We start from the raw sequence: 16642 nt of genomic DNA on the forward strand, positions 1-16642 counted from the left end.
TTTGATTGCGTATTTGATCGGAATTGCATTAATTCTTCAGGTGTCATTTGCAACCGAGCCAGACCGGAAACGTAATAAGCCTAATGATACCATTATTGTTCAAACCGATTGCGCATTCGGCTATTCTATTGATTCATGGCGCTATCCAAGATTATCGTTGTTGCTTCAGCGCTGAAAGGAAAGATCGGATACGTTGGGCATTAGCGCCAAGATCGCCTCTCCCGACTCTGGAAACTGAACGCATATCGACACGGGTTTGGTGACCTTCGGCTTGAATTCGAATGACCACATCATCTTTAAAACCCATGACGAAAGTGGAAGCGGTCGCCTCGATCCGGCCATTGGCGGCGGATGCCAAAGCGATTTCCCAGTCTTGTTTTTTTACCAGCGTGATCGCTTGCTCGAAAACTTGTTCGAAAGGCCGGTCAATGACTAATGAACTCAAATCCGGATAACTTTCTTGCTGTAGACTGGCTAGATCTTCCGGTTCGGACCGGTTCAACGGATTATCAGTAACCGATCGGATGGATGAAATGGCAATGAAGTCGGGAGGATTCCGCAAGTCGGTTGTTATATCGTGAATAGGCGGTTTCCCTAAGCCACTCAGTGCGGCTGTGAACAGCGGAACGACGATTAGCAGCGCAAGTATCGAGCCGCCAAGCGTAGCGGCAAGCTCCGGTTCCTTGGCTTGTCTGGCGCGCCAGGTCCCGACCGCTCCGAAAAAAATCGCGAGCAATCCGCTGACGGCGCTTAGGAAGAGCCCTAACAAAGCCATACGGTAATCGATCAAAACCAGACGGTGACAAATAATCGCTAGCGCAGCAAGGATGGCGGCAAATACCGCCGTTTTCATGCTCCGGGCGGTAAAATCAGATCGTTGTTTGTTGATGGCCGGAGCCGGTTGTGCGGGAATACTTTTTCTTTTGTTTGTGGTTGGTTTCATAATGAATGAGAAAAAATGAATGATGGTTGCAATTTTCACTTGCCTTAGTAAAGATGTGCAATTGTATTAGAAAATTTTTTTCGAATAGTTTTTCGAATGATCTATTGCGGAGCTTTACCCTGTAAATTTGTGTGATGTATCCGTTGACTCATCGATTTGATAGTTTCTCATTGCTTCGGCGCTATTCAATTTTTTCATGAAACGTACATTTATACTGCTGAGCCTGGTGCTCGTGTCAATTATTTCAAGTTTGAACGCTAGGGCTGCCATTCATGCGACCGAAGAATATCCCGCGGTGATTGGTCAATATTTTCAGTTCATGCGAGCTGAAAACAGCGATTTGGGCGTATATGACGCGCTTCAGGCATTCAAAAGCGGTAAATTCACACCCTCACAGTCCGCTGTGATGAATTTCGGTATCGGCGCAAAACCGGTGTGGTTAGCCTTGGATGTCACTAATGCGCATCATGAACCGATTGTACGTCAGTTGTTACTGGAGAATGCTTGGTTAGATAAAATCGATGTTTTCTTTTTCCGAGAGAACCAATTAGTCAGCAGCTTTCATACCGGGGATAGTCTGCCATTCTCGCAACGCCCGATCAATCATCGTTTCTTTGTAATTGAACATACTTTCAATCACGGCGATACGCTGATTCTAATTCGGGTGGAAGCGGATGATGCCATGGTTCTTCCCATTTACTTCATGAATGCCGAACAATTGGAGCGCAAGGATTTACTGAATGCTTATAGTTACGGTCTGATGTATGGTGCAATTGTGGCCTTGGTCGCTTACAATTTGGTCCTGTATATCGGTTTGCGGATCGGTTCCTATCTGTTGTATTCCATCTTCTTGTTGTTCTTTATCGCATTAAATCTAGCTTACACGGGCCACGGTTATCAGTGGTTGTGGCCGGATTCCCCCCATTGGCAGCGCTGGGCCAGCGCAGTATTGATTGCGGCGGGTACTACCAGCGGATTTGCATTCACGTTGCAGTTCCTGGATGTCAAAAAAACCTGGCCGCGCGTATATCGCTTCATCATTCTAGGTTGCCTATTTTTTTGTACACTAGTGCTGGCGGCGATGTTCCTGGATGAGCTGGTCGTTGCATTAGCGATATCGTTTGTTTTTATCTTCTGCTTCTATGTGGCGGCTGTGATTTTAGGAATTATTTCACTGAAAATCGGGAATAAATTTGCGAAATACTTTCTGATTGCGTCAATCCTGACGATATGCGGGGGCGTCATCACGGCCAATGCCGTGTGGGGTTTTATTCCATTTAACTGGTTGACTTACCGCGCTGTGGATATTGGCATGACGTTGGATGCGATCTTGCTGGCATTGGCGCTTGCCGCGCGCTTTGAAATGAATCAAAGGGAAAAATTGGCTGCCGAGAAAATGGCCGGTATTGATTTACTGACAAACTTGAATAATCGCCGCTCTTTTTATAAATATGTAAAACCGATCTGGTCTATAAGCTTACGAAGCAAAAGCAGCACTTCTGTAATCATGCTCGACCTCGATAACTTTAAGTTGCTGAATGACAATTACGGTCATGCGCTGGGCGATCAGGTTTTAGTGCAATTAGCGGAAACATTACAAAGAGAGGCGCGAAGCGGTGACATTCTGGCGCGTTGGGGAGGTGAGGAATTTTTAATTTTTTTACCGGAAACGCGGCTGCAAGACGCAATAACCATCGCGGAAAGAGTGCGTAATAAAATCAGTTTGCTGCAAGTGTCGTCCGAGAAAGGTGAGAAACTTACAATTTCTGCTAGTTTTGGTGTTGTAAGCAATCAAAACAATCATATTTCATTGGACGAATTGATTGCGAGTGCGGATCAGCAATTATATCGCGCTAAAAAACAAGGCCGTAATTGCGTATGCTCGGATTTTTCAGCAGCTGGCGGCAGTGGCGCGAGTGAAGGGCTTGATAGGTAGTTGCTTTGAGTAGGCTATTTTCCGTTGTGAGGATCCGGTTTTAAGTTTTCTTGTACGGCATCGGATGCTGTTTTTCTACCAAAGTCATCGTTGTTAATTTCCAGTTCATCGATTAATTTGATAATCCGGCTATCCGGGATCATGCCATCGGCTAAAACACCTTCATCGTCAATATCGCTATTGTTGCTGTGGATACCATCAGATTTTCCGGCAGAAAGTTTTTTGCTGAACATAACAAATCTCCTTACTTCAGGGGTAGTGACGGTTATAGTAAAACATGCCGGGAATCAAACTAAATCAAGGAGTAACAACGGTTTTTGCCGGTATTTAAATATTGAGGAAAGGAAGCGTGTTACAACAGCCTGTAGAATCCAATTTTCCAGGGGCTTATCGGATTTGAACTCGTTTGGATCTTGTTCTGTAAGCAAAAAAGAAGGCTGATTTCATAAATAGAGCGTCGATTCCTATGTACGGATAACAAGCTTTCGATTATGATTGCAAGCCATTGAGATAGAATGAAAATAGCAACTCTTGGATAAACCAGGCACCTTTTATTTCCAGTGATCATGATTGAACGGCGCAATTATTATCGTATTCTGCATGTTCAACCCGATGCGCCAATGACGGTTATTGACGAGAGTTACCGGATTTGGATGCAAAAACTTAAAACGTATCCAGAATTGGAAAATGCGGACTGGAATGCGGATCTATTGAATCTCGCTTTTAATACCTTACGGGATCCCTATAAGCGGATCGAATATGATCGTGAATTATTGAAGCGCTACCATATTAAAGTACTGAGCCAAGGCGCGCTGGGTGCGCCTACGGTAAACCCCGGCGTGGATAATCAGCATGCCGAAGGTGCCGTGGATTTTAAGCAACGCAACTATTACCGGATTTTGCAGGTGCAAGCGGATGCGCCAATTACGACAATTACGGCAAGCTACTGGGCATTAAGAAAAAATTCTCCGAATAATCACGCATTGTTGGATGAAGCTTACCGGATTTTATCCAATCCAGCCTCGCGTAAGCATTATGATGCTTTATTGGTTAGCGACTTGTGGCAAGCGGCTAAAGAAGATGTGAGAGCCAAAAAAGAGCAATTTCCCGCTTTATTCGAAACCATCGCCAGTTCCGCACGATCTTCAATCGAACCCTATCGGGCTGTCATTACACATTATTGTTCTTTTTGTAAAACACCGTATGTATCGCGGATTGGTTTTTATCAAAATGAAAATTGCCTGGAGTGCGGCAGTCCTTTGGCGGCTTTCGAACAAGGTCATCTGGAATCTCCTTTTCGCACGCTTACCCGCATCAATGTGCGCGGGCAATTGACATATTATTTGTTTTGGCCGGGGCGGCCATGTCAAGGAATCTTCCAGGATTTATCCCCCGCCGGTATTCGTTTTTTGACAAATGTGATGCTGGATCGAAGCGACATTATCAAAATCGACGCACCCAATTTCCAAGCGGTGGCGGAAGTCACACATACCCGCCAAGAAGGTGGTGGGTTTTCGATAGGTACACGGTTTTTAGCTGCAAAATTCGATCAACGCCACGGTAATTTTGTGTCCCTGCAAGTTTGATTTGTATATTTTGAAATGATTATTTCTCCGGGCCTCAGTGCGTAGCCATGTTTCAAATCAAGTTAACTGGAAGTTTAAAATAAGCGACGCCGTTTGATTCGACTTCAGGCATTCTGCCGGCTCTGATATTGACCTGGATGGACGGCAACAACAAATTAGGCATTTCCAGAGTAGCATCCCGCTTGTTGCGCATCGCTACAAAAGCTTCTTTGCTAATACCCTCATGCACATGAATGTTCTCGGCGCGTTGTTGAGCAACGGTGCTTTCCCAAGCGGGAGAGCGATTATCGGGTGGATAATCGTGGCACATGAACAATCGTGTCGTTGGTGGAAAAGATAATAATTTCTGAATGGAATGGAATAATTGATGAGCGTCGCCGCCAGGAAAATCCGCACGCGCCGTACCGACATCCGGCATGAACAGGGTATCGCCTATAAAAATAGCATCGTCAAACTGGTAAGCCATATCAGCGGGTGTGTGACCTGATACTGAAATCGCTTTGGCTGTTAGATTTCCAACTTGAAACACTTCGTTGTCGGCAAACAAATGATCGAAATGGCGGCCATCCGGAATGAATTCGTCACCGAGATTAAAGATTTTTTTGAAGGTTTGTTGCACCGCCGGGATGTTAAAGCCGATTGCTGTTTTTCCCCCGAGTTGGGTTTTAAGGTATTCGGCGGCTGATAAATGGTCTGCATGCGCATGGGTTTCGAGTATCCATTGAACGGTCAACCGTTGTGTGCGGATAAACTCGATCAATTGATCGGCTGTGCGTGTGCGGGTTCTGCTGGCTTTTGGATCATAATCGAGTACGGGATCAATAATGGCACAGTTTCCGCCGGCTTCATCGAAAACAATGTAACTGACGGTCCAGGTTGCGGGATCGAAGATTGCATGGATATTTGGTTTCATAGGGGACTCCTGTTAAAGTAGTTAGTATCAAATTACTACTAATTTATGATATATTTATTAATATATCATTCTCAACTATAATTGATGAGAATGGTACAAATTATTACTTACTATAAATTATTTGAGGGCTGATTATGAATATTTCATTGGAATCGATGCCATGGCATGCCGCTGCCGGCGGCGCGGTGATAGGCCTGGCAGTGGCGGTGTTATTGTTATTCAATGGCCGGATAGCCGGTATCTCAGGAATTGTAGGCGGATTGTTTCGGATGCAAAAAGGCGATATCAGTTGGCGGATTGCTTTTATAGCCGGACTGATTTTGTCTATAGCGGCTTGGAAATTCTTTTGGATTTTGCCGGAAATAAGAATCGAATCCAGTTACGGCATGTTGGCGCTGGCAGGCCTGCTGGTCGGCTACGGTACGCGGCTTGGCTCGGGTTGCACCAGCGGGCATGGTGTTTGCGGGATGTCGCGCCGATCGCCGCGCTCAATTGCGGCGACTATCGTTTTTATGGGCATGGGTTTCGTGACGGTTTATTTGATACGTCACGTATGGAGCATTTGAGACGAGGTAAGGTTGAATCCGGGGAGAACAGATATGATTATGATCATCGCATTGCTGGCAGGTCTCGTGTTCGGTGCGGGGTTGATTTTGTCCGGCATGGTCAATCCGGCCATTGTTTTGGCCTTTTTAGATGTGGCGGGTAATTGGGATTCTTCATTGTTATGGGTGATGGGGGGGGCTGTTACTATCGGCTCCATTGCGTTCGCCTTGGCAAAGAGGCGGAAAGTCAGTTTTCTGGGGGTACCGATGCAGATGCCTACTACTACAAAAATAGATAAGCGCTTGTTATTAGGTAGCTTCCTATTCGGTATCGGTTGGGGAATTGCCGGTATTTGTCCTGGCCCGGCGCTGGTGCTGGCCGGTTCCGGAGAAACGGAAATTTTTGTTTTTTTAGCGGCGATGCTACTGGGGATGGGTATTTTTGAAATTGCGGAGAAGAAACATCGGTAAGATTCTACTGACAATCACTCCAAAATAAATTAGCATAAATACCCTTGCAGTCGTTGTAGGATTCTTGGTCTCGTTAAAAATTACATCAATAATGATAAATCAATATGAAAACACAACCGGTATTAAACGATATGGCGGCATTGCATGCGTCAGCCTCGGATGCATGTGCTTTGCTGAAAATTCTCGCTAATGAAGATCGATTGCTTATTTTATGTGAACTCAGTCGAGGGACCCGGAATGTAGGGGAGCTGGAAGAGATATTGGAGATTCATCAGCCGACTTTATCACAGCAATTAACCGTGTTACGCGAAGAAAGTTTGGTGGCGACAGAACGTAAAGGCAAATATATCTATTACAGTTTGGCGAGTAAGGAAGCTATCAAGATCATGGAGACTCTAGTTGATCTGTACTGTAACTCAACGTGTAAAGAGGCTAGCTGATCCGGAGATTCAGCTTTCCGCCCTATCATCGTGCAACATTAATCGTACAGTGATTAACGTTGCGTCACCGTACGATCGTTTCTATCGGGAGAGGGTATGACCGTCAACATTACGAAGTTGGATCACAAGCTATCGGTATGCGGTCAAATCAGTATCGATGACATCGGTGAAATTGCCGCAACCGGTTATCGATCCATTATTTGCAATCGCCCGGATTTCGAAGGCGGCGGGAGCCAGCCGTCCAGTGAAGAACTGGAAGCGATGGCGAAATCGGTGGGAGTGACGTTCATTTATTTACCGGTCAATATGGGGGTGATATCTGCCGAGCGTGTGGAGGCTTTTCAGAAGCTGTTGGCGGAGTTGCCGAAACCGGTTTTGGCGTTTTGCAATTCCGGCAGACGCGCGACCGCTTTATATGAAATGACCCAACAGCGTGCCAGCGGCGAAGCAAAAGCACAGGAATCAGTCGTCGATGCTTGTAATTGGGGGGACGCTTTTGATGTGGTTGTGATCGGCGGCGGCTCGGCCGGAATCGGCGTCACCGCCAGTTTGCTCAAACGGCGGCCAGCTCTGCGCATTGCAATTATCGAACCCAGCGATAAACATTATTATCAACCGGCCTGGACACTGGTGGGCGGTGGTGCTTACGATATTGCCGAGACCGTGAAACCGATGACGGAGGTGATTCCCGGAAATGCGCAGTGGATTCAGGCAGCCGCAGCCGGATTTGAACCGGAACACAACAAGGTGCGTCTGGAAGATGGCCGCATAATAGGTTACCGGCAACTGATCGTTTGTCCCGGTATTCGGACCGCATGGGAAAAGATCGAAGGACTGGAAGAAACCTTGGGTAAAAACGGCGTTACTTCCAATTACCGGTTCGATCTGGCGCCCTATACCTGGGAACTGGTGCGAGGACTCAAAACCGGGAAAGCGATTTTTACCCAGCCGCCGATGCCGATCAAATGTGCCGGTGCGCCACAGAAAGCCATGTATCTTTCCTGCGATCACTGGATGCGTTCGCAATGCTTGGATAACATCGAAGTTGAGTTTGACACCGCGGGCGCCGTGCTATTTGGCGTAGCCGATTTTGTTCCGTCCTTGATGGAATACGTCAAACGCTATCATGCAAAGTTGGTATTCAATTCCAATCTGGTTAAAGTGGATGGAGCGCAAAAAATCGCCTATTTTGAAATTAAGGGGACTGATGGAACCGTGGCTCTCGCGGCAAAGCCTTTTGATATGCTGCATGTGACACCGCCCCAGATGGCGCCGGATTTTCTGCGGAACAGCGCTCTGGCGGACGTCGGCGGTTTTTGCAAGGTAAATGAAAAAACGCTGCAGCACACCGATTACCCGAATATCTTTTCGCTGGGAGATGCCTGCTCGTCGCCCAATGCAAAAACCGCAGCGGCTGCCAGAAAGCAAATTGTAGTGGTAGCCGAGAATCTTCTGGCGGAAAAAGAAGATCGCGAATTTACGGCCTTTTACGATGGTTATGGCGCATGTCCGCTGACGGTGGAAAACGGCAAGGTAATCCTTGCTGAATTCGGTTTTGGTGGAAAGCTGTTACCCACATTCCCATTGAATCCGACCGTACCGAGCAAGCTTTACTGGTTTTTCAAGCAGACTGTTTTTCCATGGGTTTATTGGAATGGCATGTTAAAGGGCAAGGAATGGCTTGCCCGGTCAAGCCGGCCCCGTTGAAGCCGTGACTATTACGCTCGTCAGTATTGTTCTGGGCGCGTTAACCGGTTTGGTGCTGGCGCTGACTGGCGCGGGGGGCACCATCATCGCGGTGCCATTGCTCATCTTCGGTCTGCATTTCACGGTGGCGCAAGCGGCGCCGGTTGCGTTGCTTGCAGTCAGTTTGTCTGCCGGGATTGGTGCGTTGATTGCGCACCGCCAGCGGTTAGTGCGCTACCGGGCTGCCGGGTTTATCGCTGTCACCGGTATCATCACTGCGCCGCTCGGCATTTGGGGAGCGCAACATTTGCCGAATACGCCGCTCACCATGTTGTTTGCCGCGGTTCTGTTTTTTGTCGCGATCAGGATGTTGTTACGCGGTGAAGCCCCGAATCAGCCGCCCCATACATCTGCAGAGCAACCCTGCGAATCGGTTTCGGTGCCATGCCGTTTGGAATACGACCAAGGTCGATTGGTTTGGAACTGGCCGTGTGCGCGAATATTGGCTTTATTCGGCGCGACTACCGGTTTCTTGTCGGGATTGCTGGGTGTAGGGGGTGGTTTTGTGGTGGTGCCGGCATTGCGAAAAGCCACTAACCTGCCGATGCAATCCATCCTTGCGACTTCTCTGGCGGTGATTGCGCTGGTTTCGGCGATGGGCGTGATCACCGCCAGTTCGCTGGGCGGGATGAATTGGCCGGTGGCATTGCCGTTTGCGGCAGGCGCTTTGGGCGGCATGCTGACCGGGCGGCTGTTTGCCAGACGCTTAGAAGGGCCCCGGCTGCAGCAAGGCTTTGCAGTGATCGCTATTCTGGTAGCGCTTGGAATGGCGGGTAAAGCGATCCTGTCTTTGATATAAGCAGACAATATCAGCGGATTCAGCGGATCTGCCGCGGCTCCTCGTTGGCCATTTCCAATATCCGACTTGCCGTCAGCTGTCCTTCCATATTGCCGTCCCATGTGGCGTTAAACGGCAGCGTGTTTTGCACATGCTTGGCGTGACGGAGATAAGCTTGCATCGATATTTCAGGTTGCGTGATCGGCATTGCGACAGCACGCGGATTGGTTGCGGTTTCTGTCAGTAAAGCCTGATTGATTTTTGCTTGCGGCCGGGGGATACGTTTTGCTTTCGCGGTCGTGCGCACGGCGCGCAGTGATTTTTTTAGCAATTGACCGTGGTCGCGCTTGTCGTCCTCCAGAACCGGATAAGCTTGCAAGTACAAATCCTCGCCGCGCCAGCCGAGCAAGCGTGGCTGATTCACCACGCGAACCGGCGTGCCGACCGGCACGTTATTGAAAATACCGACGATATCTTCCGGATACATGCGTACGCAACCGTGACTGCCGCGCAAGCCGATGCTCGGCGGTTTGTCGGTACCGTGGATGGCGTAGTTCGGCCAGTCGAGTTTCAACACATGCGTACCCATCGGATTATCCGGTCCGGGCGGTACGATGGCGGGTAACGGATTGCCATTCTTGGCGTGTTCCCTGCGGATCGAAGGTGTCGGAATCCACGCCGGATTTTCTTTTTTCGACGCGATGCGAGTTACACCCACCGGTGTTTTCCACTCCACCCGGCCGATGCCGACCGGATGCGTAATCACGCGCTGCAATTCGCCGGGCTTGGCTTTCGGGAAATAAAACAGCCGCATCGCCGCGAGGTTGATCACAATCCCCTGACGCGGCGCATCGGGCAGCACGAACTGCGTCGGCACCACGACGCGGGTACCGGCTTTTGGCAGCCACGGATCGACATCGGGATTGGCGCTGACGATTTCCTCATAGCCGACATTAAAACGCCGCGCGATATCGGATAGCGTATCGTCCGGCTGTGCGGTGACGATTTGCAACGCGCCGACGACATCGTCGCGCGCCGCATCGAAACTGAATTCATGACTGGCAACCGGCATTGGTAGCGATTGAACTCGCGGAGCGGGCGGTGGTACCGGATTGGTGTTGAAAGTCTGGCAACCGCTCAATAGAAAAACACTGGCGCAAAAACCGTATGCAAGGCCGTCACGCAAGTATGAGAATTTATTTTTATCCATAAAATCAGTAAGATTATAAAAAAGTGGCGTGACCCACGGCAATCAATTTACAAGGTTTTAAACGATGACACAACCATTCATTGAAACAAATCAAGGCATTTTCCTCATTAGTTGATGTAAAAGTTGAAAGATCACCACGCATTTTTTGACCGGCAAAATCGATTGCCAGTATCATGAGCGCTTTGGAAAAACATCCCGTTCTTCACATCCAGGCGGGCAGCGCCGCGCTCTATTATTTGCGTGCTCCTTCTTGCCGAATATCGGAGCGGATTCAGCCATCCCAATGCTAGTTTTTTCTTTCGTTATTACCGCGCTCGACTTATCATTCGACTCTTCGGTTTCACAGTAAACAGTTTATGGCAAATATCGGTTTTATCGGCTTGGGCATTATGGGTAAACCCATGGCCGGGCATTTGATTAAGGGCGGGCACCGTTTGTGGTTGCAGACGCGTAGCGGTGTGCCGGATAAATTGGTTGCATTGGGTGGCAGCGTTGCATCTTCGCCCGAGGAAGTGGCACATCGGGCGGATATTATTATCACCATGTTGCCGGATACGCCGGATGTGGAGAAGGTATTGTTCGGCGACAATGGCGTTGTCAGCGGTTTGCACGCTTCAGCAGGCGGACGCAAAGTGATCGTCGACATGAGTTCGATTTCGCCGTTGGCGACGCGCGAATTTGCTGCGCGACTGAACGCGCTCGGGCACGATTACGCCGATGCGCCGGTGTCGGGCGGCGATATCGGCGCGCGGGATGCGACGTTGACGATCATGGTCGGAGCCAGTCAAGCGGTGTTTGACCGGATTCAGCCGATCCTGGCGTTGATGGGCAAAAGTGTGACGCATATCGGCGACATCGGTGCCGGGCAGGTGTGCAAAGTCGCCAACCAGATCGTAGTGTCGTCAGCGATCGAAGCGGTGGGCGAAGCATTGTTGTTCGCGTCCAAGGCCGGTGTCGATCCGTCCAAAGTACGGCAGGCATTGCTCGGCGGTTTTGCTGCGTCGAAAGCATTGGAAGTGCACGGGCAGCGCATGATCGAGCGGCGTTTCGAGCCGGGTTTTCGCATCGAACTGCACCATAAGGATTTGAATATCGCGCTGCAAAGTGCTGCCGAATTGGGCGTAAGTTTGCCGACTACGGCGGCGGTGCGCGAATTATTTTCCGCCTGTCTCGCGCACGGCGGTGCAACATGGGATAATTCCGCTATTGTCAAAATGCTGGAAAAACTAGCCAATCACGAAATTCACAAGTATCCGGAATAATTGCATGTCTGTTCAAACTTTGGTTGATCAATTCCGCTCGTTTCTACCGCGCGAGGCAATATTATTCGAAGCCGAGGATCTGAGGCCGTACGAATGCGACGGTTTGTCGGCGTACCGGCAACTGCCGGGAGCGGTGGTGTTGCCGCAAACCGAGGAACAGATCGTCAAGATTTTGCAGCTTTGCCACGCGACCCGCACGCCACTGGTAGCGCGCGGCGCGGGTACCGGTTTATCGGGCGGTGCATTGCCGCATGCGCAAGGCGTGCTGATGTCGCTCGCCAAGCTGAATAAAATTATCGCCATTGATCCGCTGGCGCGCACTGCGCGGGTGCAGCCCGGTGTGCGCAATCTGGCGATCAGCGAAGCGGCGGCGCTTTATGGCTTGTATTATGCGCCCGATCCTTCGTCGCAAATTGCTTGCTCGATCGGCGGTAACGTTGCGGAAAATTCCGGCGGCGTGCATTGCCTGAAATATGGACTGACGGTGCACAATATTCTCAAATTGCGCGTATTGACAATCGAAGGCGAATGCCTGGAAATCGGCGGCGATAGCCTGGACAGCGCCGGTTACGATTTGCTGGCGTTGATGACCGGCTCTGAGGGCATGCTTGGCATCGTCATCGAGATTACCGTGAAACTGCTTCCGAAACCGGAGAAGGCGCAACTGGTGATGACGGCGTTCGACGACGTGCTGAAAGCGGGCAACGCAGTGGCGAATGTCATTGCCGCCGGGATTATTCCCGCCGGCATGGAAATGATGGATAAAATCACCATTCATGCGGTCGAGGAATTTCTGCACGCCGGTTACGACCTGAACGCGGCAGCGATTTTGCTGTGCGAATCCGATGGCAGCGCCGAGGAAGTCGCCGATGAAATCGAACGCATTCAAGCCATCATGCAGCAAAGCGGTGCGACCGGCATCCGCACCTCGCGCGACGAAGCCGAGCGGCTCAAACTCTGGGCCGGACGCAAAGCAGCGTTTCCCGCGGCGGGCCGGGTGTCACCCGATTATTACTGCATGGACGGCACGATTCCGCGCAAGCGTCTGGCGGAGGTGTTGCACGGCATTGATCAGTTGTCGCAGCAGTATGGTTTGCGGTGCATGAATGTGTTTCATGCCGGCGATGGCAATTTGCATCCGCTGATTTTGTACGACGCCAACCGACCCGGTGAACTGGAAAAGGCGGAAGAATTTGGCGGCAAAATCCTGGAAATGTGTATTCATGCCGGTGGCACGATTACCGGCGAGCATGGCGTCGGCATGGAAAAGATCAATCAAATGTGCATTCAATTTAAAACCGATGAGCTGCAAATTTTTCATGCGGTGAAAGCGGCGTTCGATCCTTTGGGGTTGCTCAATCCCGGCAAGGCGGTGCCGACTTTGCATCGTTGCGCAGAGTTGGGTGCGATGCACGTGCACCACGGTGAGCTGAAATTCGCGGATTTGCCGCGATTCTAGCTATCATGCAAGTGATCATTGAGCAGTATCAAGCCCTTATTCGTGCCGCAGCGGACAACAAAACCCCGCTGCAAATACGCGGCGGTGGCACCAAGCATTTTTATGGCAACGCGCCAGCCGAACAGCCGGCTGCGTTCCTCGATACCACGGCATACCACGGCATTGTCGATTACGAACCGACCGAATTGGTGATGACTGCGCGTGCCGGTACTCGATTAGCGGATGTCGAAGTGTTATTGACCGAGCATGGCCAAATGCTGGCATTCGAGCCACCGCATTTCGGTATGGCTGCGACCTTGGGTGGTTGCATTGCCGCCGGTTTGTCGGGTCCGCGTCGTGCAGTTGCAGGAGCGGTGCGCGATTTTGTGCTGGGTTTGCGCCTGCTCGACGGAACCGGCAAGGACTTGCGGTTTGGCGGACAAGTGATGAAGAATGTAGCCGGCTACGATGTTTCGCGACTGATGGCCGGTGCTTTGGGTACTTTGGGCGTGATACTCGAAGTGTCACTCAAAGTGCTGCCGAAACCGCCGGCTGAAACGACACTGCAATTTTCAATGAACGAAGCGGTTGCTATCGAGCGAATGAATCAATGGGCCGGTAAGCCGTTGCCGGTTTCCGCAACCTGCTATGTTGACGGTGAATTGTTTGTGCGCTTGTCCGGTGCGGAATCGACGGTTCGAACCGCTCAAATCAAGCTGGGTGGTGAAGTGTTGCCGGAGAGCGAAGCATTTTGGCAATCGATACGCGAGCAATCGTATGGTTTTTTTCAACCCGGCCAGCCGCTGTGGCGTTTGTCGGTTCGATCTACCGCCGCGCCATTGGTGTTGCCGGGGAAACAATTATTCGAATGGAATGGCGGCTTGCGTTGGTTATCGGGTGATGACGGTTTGGATGCGGAAACGATTCGCCAATTGGCGAAAGACGTGGGTGGACATGCGACATTGTTTCGCAATCATGGATCGCCGCTGCCGGTGTTTCATCCACTCGATTCCGCACTGATGACCATTCATCGTTCGTTGAAACAACAATTTGATCCCTCGGGAATTTTTAACCGTGGAAGACTTTATCCGGATTTATAAATGCAAACCAAGCTTGCCGATTTCATCAAATATTCTGCGGAAGGCCAGGAAGCCGACGAAATTCTGCGCAGTTGCGTGCACTGCGGTTTCTGCTTAGCGACATGCCCGACGTACCAACTGCTGGGCGACGAATTGGATAGTCCGCGCGGGCGCATCTACTTGATGAAGCAACTGTTCGAAGGACAACCGGTAACCGAGAAAACCCAATTGCACTTGGACCGTTGTCTGACTTGCCGAGCGTGCGAAACCACTTGTCCGTCGGGTGTGCGTTATGGTGCGTTGGTCGATATTGGCCGGGGCATCATCGAGAAACAAGTAAAACGCAATCTGCAGGCAGAGGTGGTGCGCTATTCGTTGCGCAAGATTCTGCCAAATGCATTGCTATTCAATACCTTGTTTAAGGCGGGGCAGTTGGTGCGTCCCATGTTGCCATCCAATCTGAAGAAAAAAATACCGGTAAAACTTGGCGCTGCTCAAGCCTGGCCGGCGGCGCGACATGCTCGCGCCATGCTGGTGCTCGATGGATGCGTACAACCAACCTTGGCACCGAATATCAACGCGGCTTGCGCACGGGTTTTGGATCGTCTGGGAATATCGCTGATCAAAGCTGAAAAAGCAGGATGCTGCGGCGCGGTGACTTTTCATTTGAATGCGCAAGCGGATGGCTTGGATTATATGCGGCGCAATATCGATGCCTGGTGGTCTTATGTCGAGCAACAGCAAGTTGAGGCGATTGTCATGACTGCCAGTGGTTGTGGGGTTACAGTGAAGGATTACGGTCATTTGTTAAATCACGATCGGGAATATGCGGAGAAAGCCGCTAAAATATCGGCGATGACCAAAGACATTAGCGAAGTATTGTTCGCCGAAAAAGACAGGCTGCAGGAATTAGTCAAATCAATGATCAATCGCAATCAAACGAAATTAGCATTTCATTCACCCTGCACGTTGCAGCATGGCATGAAAATTCGCGGCGTGGTCGAGCAAATACTGTTTGCAGCCGGTTTTGATTTGACTAGCGTACCCAATGGGCATCTTTGCTGCGGATCAGCAGGAACTTATTCCATTTTGCAACCCGAGCTTTCGCAACAACTGCTAAAAAATAAAGTGGAGGCGCTCGAATCCGGTCAACCGGATCAAATTGCAACCGCGAATATCGGTTGTTTGATGCACCTGCAAAATGGTACGGATACACCTGTGAAGCATTGGATCGAACTGATTGATCAATGGCTGTCCGCTTAGCGGATGCTTTACGGATTGAATAATGATCGTTTCATTTAATATTCTGAATTATTTGTTATACAATCCTGTGCTTATTGTTCGGGCTGAAAAACTGGGCATGCTAGAATGAATTGATTAATAGTGGATTATTAAATTTTTGGAGAAAATATGAAGGCAGGTTCTGAAGCAAGTTGGGTAGCAAAATTAGGTGGTGCGGTGCTGGTTTCTTTGTTTGCCTTGCCGGTTCATGCGCAATTGATGCTTGCGCACGAAGGGCATCATGACGCGGGTGGTTGTACAATTAAAACCGGGGAATTTCCTGTAACTTTCAGTGCATATGAAGTCCCGGAAGGCAACATTCCACCGATGCATTCTTATTGCGAGAATTTGCCCAGCCCCGGCAAGGTGAATTTAACGATTGAATTGCCGCGTGATCAACGTGCGCGCGATACGCCTCTAGCGGTTCGAGTCGTTCTGGAAGGGCACGGGGGGCATGGCGGACATGGTGGAAAGCATACGGCTGCTGAGCAAAAAGCGCCTGAAAAAGAAATGGATCATTCGGATCATGAAGGCATGGATCATGGCTCCCATGTGGGTGACAAACATGCTGACCCAACGCATGGTGCCATGGAACATGACAATTATTACTTGCCGCCAATGGCGCATAAATCCGGAATTATCGTGATCGCGACGAATCTGACTGAACGCGGAAGATACAATATCCTGTTGGAAGAGGACGATGGCGCCGGTAATATGAAAACAGTTGTCAGTATTCCGCTGAATGTCGGTATGGGCGGCGGGCATGCCGGTCATGGTGGTGGTTTGGGAATGATGGAAATTTTAGTGTTGCTAATTGTTGTCGGTGGTGGTGCAGGATATTATTTTTACAGTCGCAAGAAAGCATCTGAAACTGCAGCCTAGATCGTTTTTATATACTTCTTTTTAGTATCGTCTTTTTTTAACGTAAATGCGATTTCTTCTCATAAAGAATGTAATCTTTTGAGTCAAATAGGAAGATTTAAAATACACTTTTCTGTGAGTAATTCACGTAAT

General features: G+C 49.8%; 16 protein-coding genes. 12 read left to right on the top strand and 4 right to left on the bottom strand.

The window, feature by feature from the left end:
• Window positions 1-151 precede the first annotated feature (151 nt).
• Complete coding sequence (locus KF839_RS09670) at window positions 152-943, bottom strand: DUF1499 domain-containing protein (RefSeq protein ID WP_292917635.1); 792 nt, start codon at window positions 941-943, stop codon at window positions 152-154.
• Between the two features lie 196 nt (window positions 944-1139).
• On the opposite strand from KF839_RS09670, the gene KF839_RS09675 reads away from it, so the two are divergent.
• The gene (locus KF839_RS09675) at window positions 1140-2879 is read left to right on the top strand and encodes a diguanylate cyclase (RefSeq protein ID WP_292917636.1); all 1740 of its coding nucleotides are present in this window, start codon (window positions 1140-1142) and stop codon (window positions 2877-2879) included.
• Between the two features lie 14 nt (window positions 2880-2893).
• On the opposite strand, the gene KF839_RS09680 is transcribed toward KF839_RS09675, so the two are convergent.
• The gene (locus tag KF839_RS09680; protein WP_292917637.1) at window positions 2894-3112 is read right to left on the bottom strand and encodes a hypothetical protein; all 219 of its coding nucleotides are present in this window, start codon (window positions 3110-3112) and stop codon (window positions 2894-2896) included.
• 333 nt (window positions 3113-3445) lie between these two features.
• On the opposite strand from KF839_RS09680, the gene KF839_RS09685 reads away from it, so the two are divergent.
• Window positions 3446-4465 carry a molecular chaperone DnaJ gene (locus KF839_RS09685; RefSeq protein ID WP_292917638.1) on the top strand — a complete coding sequence of 340 codons (1020 nt, stop codon included), beginning with the start codon at window positions 3446-3448 and terminating at the stop codon, window positions 4463-4465.
• Window positions 4466-4517: 52 nt separating this feature from the next.
• Here the strand turns inward: KF839_RS09685 and KF839_RS09690 are convergent, their stop codons facing one another.
• Window positions 4518-5378 (bottom strand): MBL fold metallo-hydrolase, encoded by an 861-nt coding sequence (locus KF839_RS09690; protein WP_292917639.1) that lies wholly within the window; start codon window positions 5376-5378, stop codon window positions 4518-4520.
• Window positions 5379-5512: 134 nt separating this feature from the next.
• Here KF839_RS09690 and KF839_RS09695 point away from each other — a divergent pair, with 134 nt between their 5' ends.
• The 5 genes from KF839_RS09695 to KF839_RS09715 all read left to right on the top strand — a co-directional run bounded on the left by KF839_RS09695 (window position 5513) and on the right by KF839_RS09715 (window position 9379).
• The gene (locus tag KF839_RS09695; protein ID WP_292917640.1) at window positions 5513-5944 is read left to right on the top strand and encodes a YeeE/YedE family protein; all 432 of its coding nucleotides are present in this window, start codon (window positions 5513-5515) and stop codon (window positions 5942-5944) included.
• A 33-nt stretch (window positions 5945-5977) separates the two neighbouring features.
• Window positions 5978-6394, top strand: a complete 417-nt coding sequence (locus KF839_RS09700; protein ID WP_292917641.1) for a DUF6691 family protein — start codon at window positions 5978-5980, stop codon at window positions 6392-6394.
• A gap of 104 nt (window positions 6395-6498) precedes the next feature.
• Complete coding sequence (locus KF839_RS09705; RefSeq protein WP_292917642.1) at window positions 6499-6834, top strand: ArsR/SmtB family transcription factor; 336 nt, start codon at window positions 6499-6501, stop codon at window positions 6832-6834.
• 96 nt (window positions 6835-6930) lie between these two features.
• The gene (locus tag KF839_RS09710; protein ID WP_292917643.1) at window positions 6931-8541 is read left to right on the top strand and encodes a bifunctional protein tyrosine phosphatase family protein/NAD(P)/FAD-dependent oxidoreductase; all 1611 of its coding nucleotides are present in this window, start codon (window positions 6931-6933) and stop codon (window positions 8539-8541) included.
• The gene (locus KF839_RS09715) at window positions 8516-9379 is read left to right on the top strand and encodes a sulfite exporter TauE/SafE family protein (RefSeq protein WP_292917644.1); all 864 of its coding nucleotides are present in this window, start codon (window positions 8516-8518) and stop codon (window positions 9377-9379) included. The genes KF839_RS09710 and KF839_RS09715 overlap by 26 nt, the downstream gene beginning before the upstream one ends.
• Window positions 9380-9398: 19 nt before the next feature.
• Here KF839_RS09715 and KF839_RS09720 read toward each other — a convergent pair whose 3' ends face one another.
• Window positions 9399-10568: a L,D-transpeptidase family protein gene (locus KF839_RS09720; protein ID WP_292917645.1), complete on the bottom strand. Its 1170-nt coding sequence runs from the start codon at window positions 10566-10568 to the stop codon at window positions 9399-9401.
• Window positions 10569-10924: 356 nt separating this feature from the next.
• Here KF839_RS09720 and KF839_RS09725 point away from each other — a divergent pair, with 356 nt between their 5' ends.
• From KF839_RS09725 to KF839_RS09745, 5 genes are all read left to right on the top strand, one after another.
• The gene (locus tag KF839_RS09725; protein WP_292917646.1) at window positions 10925-11830 is read left to right on the top strand and encodes a 2-hydroxy-3-oxopropionate reductase; all 906 of its coding nucleotides are present in this window, start codon (window positions 10925-10927) and stop codon (window positions 11828-11830) included.
• Between the two features lie 4 nt (window positions 11831-11834).
• Window positions 11835-13289 carry an FAD-linked oxidase C-terminal domain-containing protein gene (locus tag KF839_RS09730; RefSeq protein WP_292917647.1) on the top strand — a complete coding sequence of 485 codons (1455 nt, stop codon included), beginning with the start codon at window positions 11835-11837 and terminating at the stop codon, window positions 13287-13289.
• 5 nt (window positions 13290-13294) lie between these two features.
• Complete coding sequence (gene glcE, locus KF839_RS09735) at window positions 13295-14368, top strand: glycolate oxidase subunit GlcE (RefSeq protein WP_292917648.1); 1074 nt, start codon at window positions 13295-13297, stop codon at window positions 14366-14368.
• Window positions 14369-15610, top strand: coding sequence for a glycolate oxidase subunit GlcF (glcF, locus tag KF839_RS09740; RefSeq protein ID WP_292917649.1), 1242 nt, complete (start codon window positions 14369-14371; stop codon window positions 15608-15610).
• 147 nt (window positions 15611-15757) lie between these two features.
• Complete coding sequence (locus tag KF839_RS09745; protein WP_292917650.1) at window positions 15758-16510, top strand: hypothetical protein; 753 nt, start codon at window positions 15758-15760, stop codon at window positions 16508-16510.
• Window positions 16511-16642 lie beyond the last annotated feature (132 nt).

Source organism: Nitrosomonas sp. (genome assembly GCF_019635155.1).
Lineage (GTDB): Bacteria > Pseudomonadota > Gammaproteobacteria > Burkholderiales > Nitrosomonadaceae > Nitrosomonas.